Raw genomic sequence first — 17,461 nt, 5'->3', positions numbered from 1 at the left:
GATGTAAAGTTGAGATATTGGCTCCACGCAGGCAATCCGCCCTTGAGATGTTTAACCGCATCAGCGACCCAACTCATCCTCAAATCCCCATAGACGGTTACCCTTCCTAACTCTCCGCTGCGTGGCCCGCGGTTTCCTCCCTTGGGGCTTGTCCGACGCCTGCCCTCGGCGATTTGTCGCAGAAGCACAGCCATGCAGTGAAGGGCAGGCATCTGACAACCCTTAACAATACCTGCCGTTCGAGGTAACTTTCCAATTTCAATAGTTAAGGCATTCTGTGACCCAGTCGGCTGTCCGGTATTCGGCGAGCAAATTTACGCCTAGTGGTTAAATTCACTAACCTATTCGGCTTTTCGCGTAGGTCCGGTGGAATGATTTGTTAGCTGCTTGGCAACTTTAGAAGCTGAGCCAACCAGTCGGTTATCTCTCTTCGTACGAAGGATAACCAGAGTTCCCTTGTACCCAATGACCGCAGGCTGCAGTTGCCTAGGTGTAGCCTGGCTGCTGACCTTTATATCAGCAGTCAAGCGACCGAGATAAAAGCGATAAAACAATATACCTGAATGACGAACCTTTACTGGTTCTGCAATCAAGTATTCATCACTGCCTGAACAAGAAATGATTGTCGAAAAATCCTCTAATGAACCGGGGGATCCTAACGTCAGAAGCTTCTTTGCCAAATCAGCAAAGCTGCCAATCGAAACGTTATTGAACAGTCTTTTGCTGGATGTAGAGGCCCTCCAAATTAAGGCAATAAAGAACAGTTTTAACTCTATTGGCTTATCTATTTTCAGTTCGTACGCAGAGGGGAAATCTGAAAAATTTTCAAGAGGCGTCCGCAAAACGTCAATTGCATAGTTATCCCATTTGCCATATTCCGTCTCACATGAGCGGCACCATATTCCATCATCGTAAACCCCGACGAGCATTCGCTTTGGATGGCGACCAGGCTCCCTTTGCTTCAGCACAGAACCTCCTGCCGAAATATGCTCAAAGAACGCTTTTGGAATGATGTGAGCGTTGACCTTTTTTCCGGTAAGTTTACAAAAAGGGCAGGATTTCAACATGTAATTTTCCTTTTTGTGTAGCATCGATGGCAAGTAATAATGACCTGTAATGTTAAGCATATTGTTGCCATTTAATCAGGTAAGGCGATAGACGACCGCAAAGGGAGTGGCAGCACTCAGTGACGACTGGCCGCATTCAGGAAGCGGACGCTCATTGACCGCTCCGGCGATGTATCTGAAGAGAAGACGGTCCCTTGGCCCTTAGCGGCCTGATCGGACGGTTTTTTGATTGGTCGGTCAGAGCCGCGTTGCACGCCGCAACATATATCTGCTCAGTAAATCAGCGTACATAGTTAACAAAACGTGTGTCCTAGCTTTAGATTGAACCCAAAATCAGCAAGAAAACGTTTTCCGATTTTATTCAGACAAACGATAAAGCCAGCATACCTTTTTTACAAGGCGAAAAAAACTCCTTTTCAGGAGAAATCGATTCATGGTCAGTGGTGCGTTATCGCCGAAAGTACAGATTTTTTCTTCCATGTCCAGTGTGCAAAAAGGTACGGATTATTTCACCATTTTCTACACTAAGTTAAGTGACTATGATACACCTCAACAACTTGAGCGGGACTTGGCTTCACAGGTTCCAACGTAGTTGCAGAAGGAGAAGGATATGTTGTTTTTACAATTTGTCGAACACCTTCAACGATGTTCTTGCCATCTTTTCCCAGTGTAAAGACGCCAGCAAGAGAGGCGATCTTTTGGAGATTCTTATGAGTTACGACACGACTGATGATAATGCAAAAATTGCGGGTGTTACTGCTGGAGCTGCCACAACCACCGGAATAGGTGCGCTCGTAACAGGTGCTAGTGCAGCTGAAATGACAACTATATTGGCTACAGCAGGCAGTCTTGTAGGGGGGGGGATGGGGGCCGGTGTTGTTGTGGTTGCCGCTGCTCCACTTGCCGTTGCAGGTGTAGTTTATGGCGCTTGGAAATTGTTGACTGATTAACCTTTATGGGCGGCGAAATGCGCCGCCTTTTCTTTCTGCACTGAGGCAATATATGGGTCGCAAAACTCCACACCAGATAGCTATTCTCGATATTCTTGAAGGGTTCGCAAAGATATGAAGACATCGATCCCTGACAAAGAGCTTCGCCAACTGCTACGTAAGTATGCACAGTTGACTATTTCGAAAACTAAACGGCATTTTCGAATTAGTAACCCCGACACCGGCCGATTCATCGTTGCCCCCACTTCTGGAAGTGACTGGCGGGGCCTCAAGAATCTGGAGCGCGCCCTTCGCCGTCTTTGTGCAGGCGTGGAATATGGCCATAACTATATTGGAGATGTTTCATGATCAGAGTAAATGGTGTGCCTGTAACAATCCGAAAACAAAGCACTTATTCTCGAACTAGATAACTAATAACACGATAAGGTGCGCAATAGATGTGCAGACGTTATGAAAGCAAATCGGTCGCGGGGCGAGTGATGCGCCTTGTTTCGCGCGGCACCTATCGATCTTCATCTGCATTTAATTTGAGCTGGAATCAGCGATTACTCAGCAATCAGCGACAAATGCGACGCCGACCGTTTTCATATGAGAGCCGCTACATTTAGTCGGGAGATATACCGAAATTGTTTAATTATTATTATCTACACAGAAAAAGGTTATCGCATGGCAAGTGGATTTTACAAAAATCGTCACAATGTAGGTCAATCCATTCCTGTAGGACAACTGCATATGGGAATGTTGATTCACTTAAGTCATACAAATTTTGCGTGTGTTTGGAGAATAATATCAATAGAACCAATGAATTCGAAAGGCGAAGTGTGGCTTAACCTAATAGCGCCAGAGTCTGGTAAGACACGACGTTCAAATTCAATTTATGCTACTTATATTCGAGCAGACGAACGTAGATTATAAATACACCTGAAAGCTAACAAATCGTTGCACCGGGGCAAGCCGTTGAACGCATAGTTGAGCGCAAGGTCACGTAGCGTTTAACATTCATTTATCGTGACGAAAAGGAGATTGTTATCATGACAAAAGAAAAGAGCCAAGAAGATATGACTGATGAGGAGCAATTTCAAGAAGAGAAGGATAATCTCGAAGATGAATACTATAAAACTCAAAATGAGATGGATAGCTCCACCGATGAAGACGATTAAACAATAAGTTTAGTTTATGGCGCTTAGAAATTGTTGACTGATTAACCTTTATGGGCGGCGAATTGCGCCGCCCTTTCTTTCTGCACTGAGGCAATATATGGGTCGCACCCCCTCCCACCAGATAGCTATTCTCGATATTCTTGATTGGTTATATTTCAACCAAGTCCTGGTTTTCTCTGTTTATAGCCAAACTGATCGGGAATGGCTAAAACGAATTGTTGATTACGTTAGCCATTCCGTCAGCGAAACTGGAGCAGTAGGTTCAGAAGCAGAATACATGAAGCATTGTGTTTTGTGTCTTTTAGAAATTTTCTTAGCCGATGACATGGAGAAATTCAAAGAGAAACTCAGAACATTAGATCTCGATATTGCTGGCGAACACCCTGCAGGAATAGAAGCAGACACAGCGCATCGAATTGATGAGCATCGAAGGAATTTCTTTGCAGGTTATGTTATTGCGGTAGGTAGGATGGCTCATGGCGAGTCTATAAACCTTGCGGCTGAGATCGCAATCAGCCTACAGGAACAGTTCTGCGATGCACCTGCATTGGTTCGATATCGACTTGCTGAACGCTGCATGGCGTATGAATACAAGAAAGCTCCACTTGATTTCTTTACTTGGCTGGCGGAATTGCAGGTAATTCGTTGTGCCAAATATCAGTCGAAAAAGCTTACTACTCCGCTACCGGAGCTGGTTATCACACGAATAGGACTGCTATGTGAATTCGAAATGCTCCGGGGGCATATTGGTAGAACATGCGGTGTGCCAAACATGGCCGAAATTATGATTAAAGGCAAAACTGAAAAGCTACCGGAAACTGTGACGGAACAGTTGCTGAAGAATAAGCATCAATTTGAGAAACTAACTTATACCGAATCGCTTCGAAAAAGCTGGCTCACGTTTGTTATCAACAGACGATTGGATTCAGCATATGTCACGTATTTTTATGCTCAAGTCAGTCATTATTTTCATCGCATCCGCCTTTGGCAGGGTACTCAGGCTAGTTGGCTAGGGACGCTAGGTGGATTTATTGTGGAGATGAGGAAGTCACATACTTACCCAGACAGGCCCATCTATGTTGAGATCAATAATAAAGGGACGATCACCGATGACATTTCAACCCTTCTTCGCGAGCGAGGGTTTTCCATAAATGGTCGGGGGCTGTATGAGCATCACAACCGCTTCGCGAAAGAGATCAAGAATAAGGTTCTGTTCTATTACACAATGCTTGACATTGCAAAAGTGGCCCCCCCACCTGAAAATGATGACATGTTTTATTACAACGTCGTTTCGTTGCACCATCGGTTAAACGAGGTAAAACCCAGTTCAATCAGTTGCAAATAATATCGGTTTGCATTGATTGGTGGGCATTCAATTTTTTCCTAATCCTGTGCTCCCCACTTTAAGAGAGTCAAGATTCAATTTAATTTCTGATTAAACTGGTAACCATCTATGTTTGTGGGTTTTGTCTTACCTCCAACTGGTATGGTATATCATCCTTCTTACATCATAAATGGGCAATAGATGTCAATAAAACAGACGTATCAAGACTTTTTCGGAACCCAAAACGAAGTCGTCGTGCGGATAAATGCTACGAATAAGTGTAATCTTCATTGCGATCATTGTGATGTCGGATGTCATTTACCCATTTCTAAAAGCAGTCCCAATATTTTCCGTCAGGCACCATTCGTCGCAGAAAGTCATGATATTGAAAAATTTTGCGAGGCGTTTGTTGGCGTGGGCGAAGAAAATCTACATCTCCTCCAAGGAGGCGAGATTACCATACTTCCGATGAAACGTATTACACGCTACGTTGAAGTACTCAGCGCTTACGGAAGAAAAGTAGGCATGAGAACTAACGGCTACAATGTAGTTGGAATACCTGACAATACCCTCTCAAAGTTGTCATGTATTTACCTAACTACTCATGGAGTGAACCAACAGGCTATTGATACTGCCTGTGAGTATCTAGCGCGAAACTATCATGGCAAGGTTGTGGTAGATCGGGTTATCGATCACAGAAACATGGAAACCCTGATCAAGCACGGCCAGGGTAGCGTGGAGCAGGGCTTAAAATGTAATCATCTGTTGGCCACCATGACTTATATTCCCCCAGTGATTTATCCCTGCTGCAATAGTTGGTCCATCATGCATAACCTCAATGACGCGCACGTGCACAACCTTCTCATTGCGGCGGGTTGGTCAGTGAACAATCCCAATGTGAAAGAAACAGTCGCGAACTGGAAACAGACGCTGCCTAGAGAGTTTTTCGAAAACCTCTGTGCTGACTCGTGTTATCTGACCAATCCATTGAAAGTCATCCCCATGCACAGAATTCAGCCCCATCCCAATGATAAAATTATAAAAATGTGAGGCTTTCTGACCGAAGGAGTTCCCGCAAACTGGCGAGATAACGAAACAAGGCGCATCGGCGAATAAAGGCGAACGATTAATGATACTGGGCATGCCACGACCCTGAATACTGAATCCCTTCACCAGGCTTTGATACACCATGATGGTGTTTATCATATAGTGCCACGAATTATTTAGCGCCCCATTAGCTTTACATCGATTCCATAAATGACAATTCTGAATTTCACGAAAAACCACAATGGCGTCGGCGTCACGGTCAATAATGTAAATATCGCTGCAGGACTGACTCATCAACAAATCGACCAGATGCGCAAACTATTGCACCGGTATCGTGTGGTAATTTTGCGTAATCAGCTGATCTCCGATACACACCTGACAGACTTTGCATTTCAGTTTGGTCCACCATTCATTCCAGATAATAGCAATCCCGTCCTGGGCAGCGCTGAAGGTGGCTCGCATCTGGTTATAGTGGGAAACCGGGCAGACGAATATCGAAATGCCTATTTGGGTAATCAAGAGGTGTTACCGCACTCGGACCACCAATGGTTGCAATTTCCATCATCAGCCTCAATATTGTACGCTGTGGACGTTTCTTCCAATGCAGCCCCCACAATCTGGACTGATATGGTTCAAGCCTATGCCTTACTTGACGAGGACATGAAGGAAACAATAAAAGGATTAAATCTAATCACTTACAACCCTTTTTTTCGTCCGTTTGGTTCGGTGTCGGCAACATACGTCGATCGCCGCATCGAAACTCCTCCTGGCCCGTTTTACCCTCATCCTCTTGTCCGAACTCATTCCGAAACCGGGGAAAAAGTGCTGTATCTAAATGCCGCTTACGAGGTGGAGTTGCCAGGAATTGCCTACGAAACTGGTGTTGCGCTGATTGCCAAGCTTCACAATCACCTTCAGTCCTTGGACGCTGTCTACAAACATGTTTGGCAAAATGGGGATATTGTATTCTGGGACAATCAGGCGACCATTCATTATCGTCCGCCCTTCAACGAGAATGTACGCAGAATCCTCAAACGGGTCAGTATTGCGGGGGGGGCACCATTCTGATGTCTATAGCGGTTCGGATTGCGGAAAAAGCCGGGTACCAGTGAGAGCGTTTCATCAATATTTTATAACGCAGTAGCGCCAGTTCGTTTGCATTAAAAGGAAGCATTGTATCAATGACAAAAACCGTAGCTAGAAAGAAAGCAAAGATCATCCTCATTGGATGCGGCCCTCACGCCAAGCGTATTTATCTACCTGCACTTTTAAAATTGAGAGAGGAGGGACTTGTCGAGCTCTGCCTTATCATTGACGTGAAGAAAAAGGAAGACGATGTTCGGTCCGTCGTTGCCAAAATGGGCTTCGAAACGGAAATGTGGTTCTTGGATCCTTTCCAGTATTCCATACCAGACGAATTGAGCAAGCGGCTTTCATCATTTGCCCAATGTCAATGCGTTGATGGAGTACTTATCTCTACGGAACCTCTCGTTCACCATGTCTACGCAGAGTGGGCACTACGCAACGAACTGAGTATTTTGATGGACAAGCCTATAACAACTAGGGCTGATGTTGTTTCCAATCTCTCTAATGCCAAGGGCATTCTCGACGACTACATTAAATTATTTAATTTGTACAGCAGAGTACAGAAGAAAAAAGAAACTGTGTTTCTGGTCAACTCACAGAGACGATTTCATCCCGGTTTCAAATTTGTAGAAAACCTGCTCAAAGAAATCGGTCACAGGACGAACTGTCCGGTTACGTACATGCAGGCCTACCATTGTGATGGGCAGTGGCGCTTCCCAAGTGAAATCGTAACGCAAGAATACCATCCGTATTGCTTAGGCTATGGCAAAGCATCCCACAGTGGCTACAGTATATTCGATATGCTCTATCGCTTTTATACAGCGCCAGGAGTTGAGTCGAAAATAGCTGATACGATGGAAGTTGTGAGTTCGTTTGTACAACCCGCTGGTTTTATCAAGCAATACACTGAGGCAGATTATGTTTCAACCTTCGGTGCTGGATACAACGAAGTAAAAAAATGGTCTGATGATCAATTGCAGCAAATGTGTGAGGATTTTGGGGAAATAGATCTCTCTTCGATCATTACAATGAAAAAAGACGATGTCGCAATAGCAAATTTGAGTGTCAATCTAGTTCATAATGGTTTCGCGCGACGCACATGGCTTCGTCCAGGAAACGATTTGTATAAGGGAAACGGGCGCGTGAAGCACGAGCATTTTAGTATTCAGCAGGGGCCTTTCCAGAATATTCAGATCCATTCTTACCAGTCCAATGATGTACATGATCAAATGAGTGGATTGGAGGGTGATCTAGGGGGTAACAATCACTTTGACGTTTTTGTTTTCCGGAATCCGCTGCTGTCTGGATCGGATGGTTCCCTTAAAGTCTATGGGATGAGCGACATTCTTGCGTCCGAAGCCGAATCTGTTCGCTCCACCCTTGTGACGGAAACCGTCAAGCATCGGGTTGTCAGAGAATTTATAAACTATCTCAATGGTAGCGGCAGCAAGCGAAACCTTAGCTCTCAGATTGAGGATCATCTGGTCACAGTCCAAATAATGAGCGGGGTTTACCATTCTCACATTCTTCGCAAGGAAAATTCTGACTGCGTCGTGCGCATGCCATATGGAAGGCCTCGAGTCTAATCATGTCCAGAAGTATTCTCCTGCACCCAAACGTACCGGATGCAATTATATTCCGTGACACACTTTCAACACTCACCGTCAACTTTGAAGTGTTTGTTTGGCCAGACTGTCCTTCGCTCGAATCCGTAGAAGTGGCCGTCATCTGGCAGGAGTTGAATGATTTTCCTGCGATGCTTCCGAATCTGCGCCTGCTGCTTGTTTGTGGCAGCGGAGTGGATTCCGTTATAGAAAGCATTTCTATTCCAAGATCGGTTCCAGTTGTCAGACTAGTAGATCAATATATCAGGGAGCGGGTATCCGACTATGTCGTCATGGCGGCACTCAATCATGTTCGTAGATGGGATCATTATGTAAGACACCAGAAGGAAGCCCGATGGCATCGACTGACAGACATTTCCGTCAAGCCTAAGGTAGGGATTATGGGGCTAGGGCTTATTGGTGAAACCTCTGCCCTAAAGCTGGCTGCGATGGGCTTCGCGACTTGCGGGTGGGTAAGAACGCGCCGTTCCAGAAACTTAACAGAGGTCTATGTGGGAGACAAGGAACTTCATGACTTCGCGCGACAGTGCGCCATAGTTGTCTGCGTATTGCCGCTGACACATCAAACACGCGGAATATTATGCCAACAATTTTTCGAACGACTTCCAGAGGGAGCCTACCTTATTAATGTTGGGCGAGGTGGGCATTTAATAGACAATGATTTGTTGCAGGCACTTGACGACGGACACCTTTCGGGAGCCTGCCTAGATGTGTTCGAATCTGAACCATTGTCGGTTCAACACCCTTTTTGGTCGAATCCCAAAATTACTGTAACACCGCACATTGCCGGTGGCCTAAGACCTGAATGGCAAGCCACTCATGCTGCGGAAGTTATTTATGATCATATGAATGGTAGAACACTTAATGGGGTCATTAATCATGTCACTCAATACTAAGCCCCTATCGGCAAATGAAGACTGGTGTCTCAAGCGCCGCGTCCTGATACATTGTCAGTACGTATTCGGTATTGGACACTTCGTCCGTACTATAGAATTGGCACGTAGCCTAAGTATGCATTTCGAAGTATCGGTCGTAAATGGCGGCGAAGCTGTACCCAATTATGATTTGCCATTCGGAGTAGACTGGATCCAAATGCCTGCGATTTACAAGGAGGAAACTGCTGAAGAATTAAGATCTGTGGATCCAATAAAAAGTTTGGAGCAATGTTTCGCGGAAAGAGATGTAATCCTGGAATGTACAGTTCGGAGAATCATGCCGGATGTATTAATCACAGAACATTTTCCTTTTGGGCTGCTTTTCGAATCGGAGGTAATCAGGTTAATTGAACGGGTTAAAATTTTCAATCCCCATAGTAAGATCGTTAGCAGCGTTAGGGATGTAATTGAATCGAAAAATGGCGGAATGCATGATGACCATATATGTAGATTGCTGAATCGATACTATAATCTCGTTATGGTTCATGGTGATGAAAATATAGTGCCATTTTCGGTTAGCTTTCCAAAATTGTCGCACATTCAAGTTCCAGTATTGCATACTGGATATGTTGTCCAGACTATAGGCCAAAAACCCCAAAAATTGGATATTCCCAGGGTTGTGGCTTCTGTAGGCGGTGGACGACTAGGAGGAGAAATGCTAGATTCAATACTAAAGTCTCATCGCAGCATATTTGAGCATTGGGAGCATAGCCTGATGATATTTGTCGGCGCTTTCCAACAAATAAAGGATGACTTGCAGTCTTATGCAGATGAAAACTCTCTCTCCTCTGTAACAATTCTGGATTTCAATCGGCTTCGTTACCAAGATGCATTGGCGAACGCATCGCTTGCAATTTGCATGGGAGGATATAATTCCGTTATCGAAGCTGTTTCCGCCGAAGTTCCTGTGTTGACCTATCAAAGGAAATTTTATGGGAATAACCAAGAGCAGGAATGTCGAATACAACTGTTTCAAAAGGCCGGTTTCGTTGAGTCTTTCGGTTCAGATGAATTGGCTCCAGAATCCATCTCAGCTCGAGTTCTAGCGGTCCTAGCTAAAAAGAGACCAACAAGCCACAAGATACGCATGAACGGCGCGGAAGAATCCTGCAATATGATCACGTCGCTTTTTGGAAATGCATGATTGTTTTCGTCACTGGTTCCTAGGGAACAATTGTTCCTGTACCAAAAATCAAGTGATGGTAACCACTGCCTGACTCATATGATCTGCCCCCCCAACAGCTTCGTTCTAGTGTCCCCTCCCCAATATGCGTTCTATACAAAATCCACATACAAGACTGACTCAAGAACTTGAATGATACCAAGCTGTAATGACGGTGAACTTTGTCCGAGCATTCTGAAAGAATGTCTCGAGAAGATTTTTAAGAAGAGACTTGCGATGCCTGTTCCCGTTGCGGACATGGGGAAATTCAGTCAAGCCTATTATTCCAAGCTTGAAAATGAAGATATCGTCATAAAAACGACCCGAGGGAGAAACAGTTATCCTGCAGAAATATGGGTGTATGAAAAATTATCATATCTTGGTGTGCCCGTTCCTTCGGTTATGTTCTATTGCGAGAGCCTGTCCTCCCTGAGTATACCGTGCCTGGTTATATCGCGGATAGCCGGGGAGGCGCTAACGAACATAAGGCTCCGCAAGCAGTACGAAAAAGATGTCTATGGAATGATCGGGAAAATACTTGGCAAAATACATAGCATTCGCTTGGCTAGCACGTCTTATGGATTCGGAGCTTTTGCGACAGATTTTTCCGAACGATTCGATTGTTGGGAGGATTTTTTATTTAGATTGCATGATATTCCCAACACCATACAGCGACTGTCTGATGATGTCATAGACATTAGATACACAGAATATCTGAACAAGGTGGCTGAGGATGTTGTGACGCACCGATTTGAAAGTGTATTGAACCATGGTGATCTGGGGCCTGATCATTTATTTACACTCAAAGGCAAAATTGTTGGTGTTATCGACCCCGGCAATTCATTTGTGGGGCCACCGGAGTATGATCTTGCGTATTTCGGTGTTTATGTCAATCCGATTTATCTTCGCTATGCATTAGATCAATATGTCGGGCATTATGAAATGGACAAAGTGAGTCATTATATGTGTATTATTTCTGCCCACAAGGCCATGCGCGCTCATGAGGTCGGAGATTACAACAAACGGGATTTTTTCATTAATGTGCTTGCCAGAATATCGGCGGCATCCTATTAAGAGATTCGAGCGGACACTGTCCAGTCCAGGAGACCAAATGATACTTGACCAATTTATCACTGAAAAACGAGGGACTATCCGATGCAACTTACCTTATTGTGATTCTTTCTACGCATAGAAAACCGAAACAATGGATAGTAGCGATTGCCTCAGGGTCATCAACCTTATGTCAGGCCGATTTTGCCTATGAAATGATCAAGGTCATCATGATAGGTTATATAGTTTCGAGGCAATTCAAAATTACTCACTGCTTTATTAGCAAGGCCTGGCACACATGTCACGGAACATTTATAACCGGCGGCTGATACCAGATCAATAATTTCCCGATCGAAATCACCATGAGGATACGAAAATGACGTTACCTCTTCCCCTATAACGTCTTCCAAATAAGACTTGCTGTCATACACCTCTCGCAATACATCTTCTCTACATAAATTGGTTAGCTTGCGGTGAGAAACTGAATGTGAACCAATTTCGACTTTTGCGGCATGAGCTACGCGTAATTGACTTTCGGTCATTATGGGTACTCTTGCCTTTGGGGCTTTTACCCATTCGGTCTGTTGGCCAAGTTTGCCCGAGACGGCAAACAGCACTGAGGGAAAGCACATTTCCTGAAGAACTGGTAAAACGAAATCGTGAAACCCAATGTCGCCATCATCGAACGTGAGAATGACTGAGGGCCTGATTGGTTTAACATTTCCTAATCTCAACTTACAAGCTTCGCTCAGCGAAATGACTTCGTAGGATGCGTTTTTTAGGTAGTTCATTTGGGCAATAAATTGCTCGATGCTGCAAAAGCAATCGAGATTGCAGTTCTCCGGTGGGATACTTCCTACTTGATGGTATAACAAAATTGAAATTCCAAATTCCGATTTGGATTTTGTCATGATTTACATGCGGGAAAAAATAGCTTTGTTGACAAGAAGTTCAGCGGGGATCGAACGAATAATGTATTAAATCTTCGAACATTTCATTGCGAACCAAGTTCTGGTTAGTTATAAAAACTGCCAGATTATCAACGGAAGCAATACAAGATAAATATTTCGTGATCACGTGGTAATGCGGACGCCTCCAGAAATCATGAACAATTATAGGTACCCCAGACGCCAGCTTGCTAATCCCAAATAAGACGCAGGCAACCCTGAATCGCCCATCAACTAACATACAGTCCACATCTTCAGGGTTTATTTTTTTCCATATTTCCAACCAATATTTATACCATTCCCTGATCCTGCTGTCATTTTTCGGGTAGCCCCATTCCGTCGTTTCACCAATATCCACATGAAAAAACTTGATATTACCTGTCCCCAAAAGGGATTTTATGCAATCTACTTCCGAGACCTTGTCTATCCAGGCGTGATCTGAGTCAACGGATACTATGTTCGGGATTTTTCTCATCGCCGTAAACACGGTGCTACCCCCACATCCGAATTCAAGAAGGGTTTTCTTTCCTTGAATAATGCGTCCAAAAAGTTCAATCTCAGCATCGGTCATTTCTGGGCGTAGTATGTATTCCAAATCTACCTCAAACGTTCTCTTTCATCCATTAATCCATTTAATTTCTAGCGCTGTGGCATTAAATCATCATACGCCTTGTCGACTGGCGACTCTTCCGCCATAGCTCCGATTGTAACCGACTTTTATCAGCCGACATTTTCTCTATTAACACAAGCTATTTGTCGAATTATTCCTACAATGGCTCAACACAACGCGCATAGTCAGATCTCGGGTTGTTCACCCATATGACCTAACGGGCGTATCACAGACAGACTGCTAAGAAACTTGTTTAAGTTCAAAGGTCTCAAAAGATAGATAGCCTAACTTGGAATGAAGTCATTTTCGATTGTAACGGTAATGCACTTTGATGTACTCGCTCGGGGGAGGTCGCCAATGGCCGCTTTGTAGCCCTCCAATTCGCAGAATCTGAATTTGGCTGACTGGCCGGTTTGGAGAAACGCGACCGGCAGGAACGGGTCGATAACCAACGATCGGCGTTCAATTTTCCAATGACCGCTGTCCGACCCGACAGATTGAGCGGCAAAGCAAGTCAAAGCTTTCAAGTTACCCTCGCCTCTCCAGCATCAAGCTCCGATTTATGAATGGATTGTAATGAAGCTTTACTACGACGCGGTTGTAATATTTGCAATCAACATCGGCTTCCGAATATCCCCTATTTTATGCGCTCAAAAATCCGCCACTACCCGGCTGCTTTGTCCACCAACCGGATACCTTTGTCTTCAATCGCAATCCGGCGTTGCTTATACAAACCGCCGATCGCTTGTTTGAACACTTTTTTGCTCACGGCAAAGGTGTCGTAAATCATCTCCGGCGGACTCTTGTCCGTCAAACCGATGTAACCGCCGTGCTTTTCCAGCACGGCCAAAATTTTCTCGGCCGTGCCGTCGACTTTTTGACCGTATTTTTCCTGGCTCAAAATCAAATCCAGCTTGCGGTCCGGACGTACTTTTTTGATAAATCCGCTCAATACCTGCCCCCGCTGCAGGGGTTGGAAAATTTCGTTTTTATACAAAACCCCCCAATATTTATGATCCACCACGGCTTTAAAACCTAGCTCGGTTTCCTCGGCAATGATCAGCGTCACCGCCTGCCCGTCCTTGTAATAAAACGCTTCGTCCTGAATAAAATCGTCCAGCAACATTGAGGCGGCGATGCGGTTATGTTCATCCAGAAACAAACGCACCAACACATTGCGCCCTTCCACCATTTTGCCTTTTTGTTCGCTAAACGGCAGCAGCAAATCCTTGGGCAAGCCCCAATCCAGAAATGCCCCGGCATGGCTCAACGAGACTATTTTCAACCACGCCACCTCATCGGCCTGGGCCTTGGGCATTTGGGTCGTCGCGATGGTCTGATTTTTGCCGTCGATATACACAAACACTTGCAAACTGTCCCCTATTTGCCCTTTAACATCCTTATCGATAAGCGCAATTTCGCCCAGTTCGCCGCCATCCAGATACAGCTGATGGTCGCGTTGATTGCTGATGGTCAGCGTGTTGAGTTTGCCGAGTTCGATCATGATATTCCGTTGTAAAAATGAATGCGTCGTGGCGAGAGGTTTAACAGTGCTGCCGTGCCGTTAAACTTCCGCCAAATTGCCCTTGTCTTCCAGCCATGTCTTGCGGTCGCCGGCGCGTTTTTTGGCCAGCAATAAATCCATGCGCTCGAAGGTCTCGTCGTTTTCGGCAATAGTCAGCTGCACCAAACGCCGGGTGTCGGGATTCATGGTGGTTTCGCGCAATTGCGAGGGGTTCATTTCGCCCAAACCCTTGAAGCGTTGAATATTGATCTTGCCGGTGAGTTTTTCGGCTTCTATCCGCGCCAGCACACCCAGGCGTTCCGATTCGTCCAAGGCATAAAATACTTTCTTGCCGACATCGACCCGGTACAACGGCGGCATGGCGACGAACACGTGACCGGCCTTGACCAAGGCCTTGAAATGCCTGTAAAACAACGCGCAAATCAGTGTGGCGATATGATTACCATCCGAGTCGGCATCGGCCAAGATGCAGATCTTGCCGTAGCGCAGGTTTTGCAGATCGTTGCTGTCCGGCTCTATACCCAGCGCCACCGCGATGTCATGCACTTCCTGGGAAGCCATCACCTCACCGGAATCAACTTCCCAGGTGTTCAAAATCTTGCCGCGTAACGGCATGATGGCCTGAAATTCGCGGTCTCTGGCCTGCTTGGCGGAACCGCCGGCCGAATCGCCTTCCACCAGAAACAGTTCGGTGCGGCCGAGATCCTGCCCCGAACAATCCGCCAGCTTGCCTGGCAAGGCCGGGCCGCTGGTGATTTTTTTACGAACGATTTTTTTGCCGGCTTTCAAGCGTTTTTGCGCGCTGGCCAGGATAATCTCGGCGATTTTTTCGCCTTCCTGCGGATGCTGGTTCAACCACAGGCTGAAGGTATCCTTGGCGACGCCGGAAACGAAGGTCACGCATTCGCGCGAACTCAAGCGCTCCTTGGTTTGCCCGGAGAATTGCGGGTCTTCCAGTTTAACCGACAACACGAAGTGGCAGCTTTCCCAAACATCTTCCGGGGCTATTTTGACCCCGCGCGGCAGCAGGTTGCGGATATCGCAAAACTCCCGCATCGCTTCGGTCAAGCCGGCCCGCAGGCCGTTGACGTGGGTACCGCCCTGGGCGGTCGGCACCAGATTCACATAACTTTCGGCAATGGTTTCCGGCAGACTGTCCGGCGTCCAGACTATGCCCCATTCCACCGCCTCGTTGCTGGCCGCCATATTCGCCATGAACGGCGGCTGCGGAAAAATCTCCGCATCGCCGACTCTGTCCAGCAAATATTCCCGCAAGCCGTTCTGATAACACCACTCGAATTGCTCATCGCTAAGTTCGGACTTCAAGCTGATTTTCAAACCCGGACACAGTACGGCCTTGGCCCGCAACACGTGCTTGAGCTTGGATACCGACACCCGGTTCGAATCGAAATATTTGCCGTCCGGCCAAAACTGTACGCTGGTACCGGTGTTATTTTTGCCCACCGTGCCCGTTTGCGCCAATTCGCTGACCTTATCGCCGCCGGCAAACTCCATTTGATAAACACCGCCGCCGCGCTTGATTTCCACCAGCAGCTTTTCGGAAAGTGCGTTCACCACCGACACCCCGACACCGTGCAGACCGCCGGAAAATTGATAATTTTTGTTGGAAAACTTGCCGCCGGCATGCAATTGAGTCAGGATCACTTCCACGCCGGGTATGCCCTGCTCGGGATGCATGTCCACCGGCATGCCGCGGCCGTTATCCACCACCCGCACCGAACCGTCTTTGTATAAAGTCACGTCTATACTGTCGGCGTGGCCGGCCAAGGCCTCGTCGACGCTGTTGTCCACCACTTCCTGAACCAAATGGTTGGGGCGGGTGGTGTCGGTGTACATCCCCGGGCGCTTGCGTACCGGATCGAGACCGCTCAGGACCTCGATCGCCGCCGCATTGTATTCGTTACTCATCGTTACTCATCATTGGCTGTAAATTGATAATAAAATGCCAGGCGCTTGCTTAATCCTAAATTCGGTATTTAAACCACGAAAGACACGAAGTATTTCAACCCATGCCCCCAATTTTCGCATCACCTATTCGGCGACTGGAAATCGTGGCGATTATGGGTCTAACAGCTTGATTTTTTGCTCGCGTTCTCGGTGTTCGTTGCGGTTGAACCGCTTTCTTTAGGTTAATGCACCGGTATTAAATAAAAATACGGCATTATTTATTGCCGCTTGTCCTAAAAACGTCCATCGAAGCAACAGGATTTTGGATTCCGGCGATTTCCGGCAATGACGGGTTTAAGTGGGCGCATCGCATGATGCGGGTAATACTGCCATGGCCCGGCACTTCCTGTAGGACTGTTAAATTACCGCCGCCCATCATGAAACGGCCGGCAAAACCATGGCGTAGTATATGGGTAAATGGGTCGCCTGGAAAATGTAATGGTACCTGCAAAGCTCAGTTGGGTTGGCTGGCGTCTAAACGTTAAGACGAGTCTGTTTGAACTTAAACAGACTCGTCGGATCGCCTAACGCACGGTTCGGTGTAGTCGGCTTTAACCCGCTTTTACACCGAACCGCTTCCGAAGATCAGGCGCAAAACGCCTGAATACTCGCCAAAATGCCCTTGGCATCCAGGCCGCACAGGCTGAGCAGTTCCTCGCGGCTGCCTTGCTCGACGAAGCGGTCGGGTAGGCCGATGTTGAGGATAGGCATCAGAATCCGCTGCGCTTGCAGGAATTCGTTAATCGCGCTGCCGGCGCCGCCGGCGATGACGTTTTCTTCCACTGTGACGAAGCTGTCGTGGCTTTTGGCCAGTTCCAGTACCAAGGCCTCGTCAAACGGCTTCACAAAGCGCATGTTCACCACCGTAGCGCCCAGTTGCTTGCCGGCTTCCACTGCCGGCGCCACCATGCTGCCCCAGGCCAGTATGGCGATGCGGCCGCCCTGATGGCGAATCTCGGCTTTGCCGATCTCCAGCGCGGTCAAGCCGGATTCGACGCTGGCGCC

15 protein-coding genes are annotated in these 17,461 nt (G+C 46.6%); 9 read left to right on the top strand and 6 right to left on the bottom strand.

The genetic code is table 11. The features are described from left to right. Positions 1–341: 341 nt before the first annotated feature. Positions 342–1,067 carry a hypothetical protein gene (locus tag NP596_RS13515; RefSeq protein WP_256615907.1) on the bottom strand — a complete coding sequence of 242 codons (726 nt, stop codon included), beginning with the start codon at positions 1,065–1,067 and terminating at the stop codon, positions 342–344. 710 nt (positions 1,068–1,777) lie between these two features. On the opposite strand from NP596_RS13515, the gene NP596_RS13510 reads away from it, so the two are divergent. The 9 genes from NP596_RS13510 (at position 1,778) to NP596_RS13470 (ending at position 11,430) form a co-directional block, all read left to right on the top strand. Continuing rightward, entirely contained in the window at positions 1,778–2,017 is a 240-nt protein-coding gene (locus NP596_RS13510) for a hypothetical protein (protein ID WP_256615906.1), read from the top strand. Positions 2,018–3,048: 1,031 nt separating this feature from the next. Continuing rightward, positions 3,049–3,177 (top strand): hypothetical protein, encoded by a 129-nt coding sequence (locus NP596_RS13505; protein WP_256615905.1) that lies wholly within the window; start codon positions 3,049–3,051, stop codon positions 3,175–3,177. Between the two features lie 97 nt (positions 3,178–3,274). Beyond that, the gene (locus tag NP596_RS13500; RefSeq protein ID WP_256615904.1) at positions 3,275–4,522 is read left to right on the top strand and encodes a hypothetical protein; all 1,248 of its coding nucleotides are present in this window, start codon (positions 3,275–3,277) and stop codon (positions 4,520–4,522) included. A gap of 180 nt (positions 4,523–4,702) precedes the next feature. Further along, positions 4,703–5,551, top strand: coding sequence for a hypothetical protein (locus NP596_RS13495; protein WP_256615903.1), 849 nt, complete (start codon positions 4,703–4,705; stop codon positions 5,549–5,551). A gap of 207 nt (positions 5,552–5,758) precedes the next feature. Next, on the top strand, positions 5,759–6,616 hold the full coding sequence (locus tag NP596_RS13490) for a TauD/TfdA dioxygenase family protein (protein ID WP_256615902.1): 858 nt from the start codon (positions 5,759–5,761) through the stop codon (positions 6,614–6,616). A 113-nt stretch (positions 6,617–6,729) separates the two neighbouring features. Beyond that, positions 6,730–8,220: a Gfo/Idh/MocA family oxidoreductase gene (locus NP596_RS13485; RefSeq protein ID WP_256615901.1), complete on the top strand. Its 1,491-nt coding sequence runs from the start codon at positions 6,730–6,732 to the stop codon at positions 8,218–8,220. A 2-nt stretch (positions 8,221–8,222) separates the two neighbouring features. Continuing rightward, entirely contained in the window at positions 8,223–9,155 is a 933-nt protein-coding gene (locus NP596_RS13480; RefSeq protein ID WP_256615900.1) for a 2-hydroxyacid dehydrogenase, read from the top strand. Continuing rightward, a complete protein-coding gene (locus NP596_RS13475; RefSeq protein ID WP_256615899.1) occupies positions 9,139–10,338 on the top strand; it encodes a glycosyltransferase family protein in 1,200 nt (399 codons plus the stop codon). Before NP596_RS13480 ends, NP596_RS13475 begins: the two co-directional genes overlap by 17 nt. A gap of 255 nt (positions 10,339–10,593) precedes the next feature. Next, complete coding sequence (locus NP596_RS13470) at positions 10,594–11,430, top strand: phosphotransferase family protein (protein ID WP_256615898.1); 837 nt, start codon at positions 10,594–10,596, stop codon at positions 11,428–11,430. Positions 11,431–11,594: 164 nt separating this feature from the next. On the opposite strand, the gene NP596_RS13465 is transcribed toward NP596_RS13470, so the two are convergent. The 5 genes from NP596_RS13465 to NP596_RS13445 all read right to left on the bottom strand — a co-directional run. After that, entirely contained in the window at positions 11,595–12,317 is a 723-nt protein-coding gene (locus NP596_RS13465) for a polysaccharide deacetylase family protein (RefSeq protein WP_256615897.1), read from the bottom strand. Between the two features lie 40 nt (positions 12,318–12,357). After that, complete coding sequence (locus NP596_RS13460) at positions 12,358–12,924, bottom strand: hypothetical protein (RefSeq protein ID WP_256615896.1); 567 nt, start codon at positions 12,922–12,924, stop codon at positions 12,358–12,360. A 703-nt stretch (positions 12,925–13,627) separates the two neighbouring features. Beyond that, complete coding sequence (locus NP596_RS13455; RefSeq protein ID WP_256615895.1) at positions 13,628–14,467, bottom strand: CvfB family protein; 840 nt, start codon at positions 14,465–14,467, stop codon at positions 13,628–13,630. Positions 14,468–14,527: 60 nt separating this feature from the next. Beyond that, entirely contained in the window at positions 14,528–16,417 is a 1,890-nt protein-coding gene (gene parE, locus NP596_RS13450) for a DNA topoisomerase IV subunit B (RefSeq protein ID WP_256615894.1), read from the bottom strand. Positions 16,418–17,041: 624 nt separating this feature from the next. Next, a partial coding sequence (locus tag NP596_RS13445; protein WP_305891775.1) for a transketolase C-terminal domain-containing protein occupies positions 17,042–17,461 on the bottom strand: 420 nt, incomplete at its 5' end.

Origin of the sequence: Methylomonas rivi, from assembly GCF_024505165.1 — a bacterium.
In the GTDB taxonomy this organism is placed as follows: Bacteria; Pseudomonadota; Gammaproteobacteria; order Methylococcales; family Methylomonadaceae; genus Methylomonas; species Methylomonas rivi.
The sequence above is the reverse complement of the archived record's forward strand: the minus strand, read 5'-3'. Positions and strand labels throughout refer to the sequence as shown.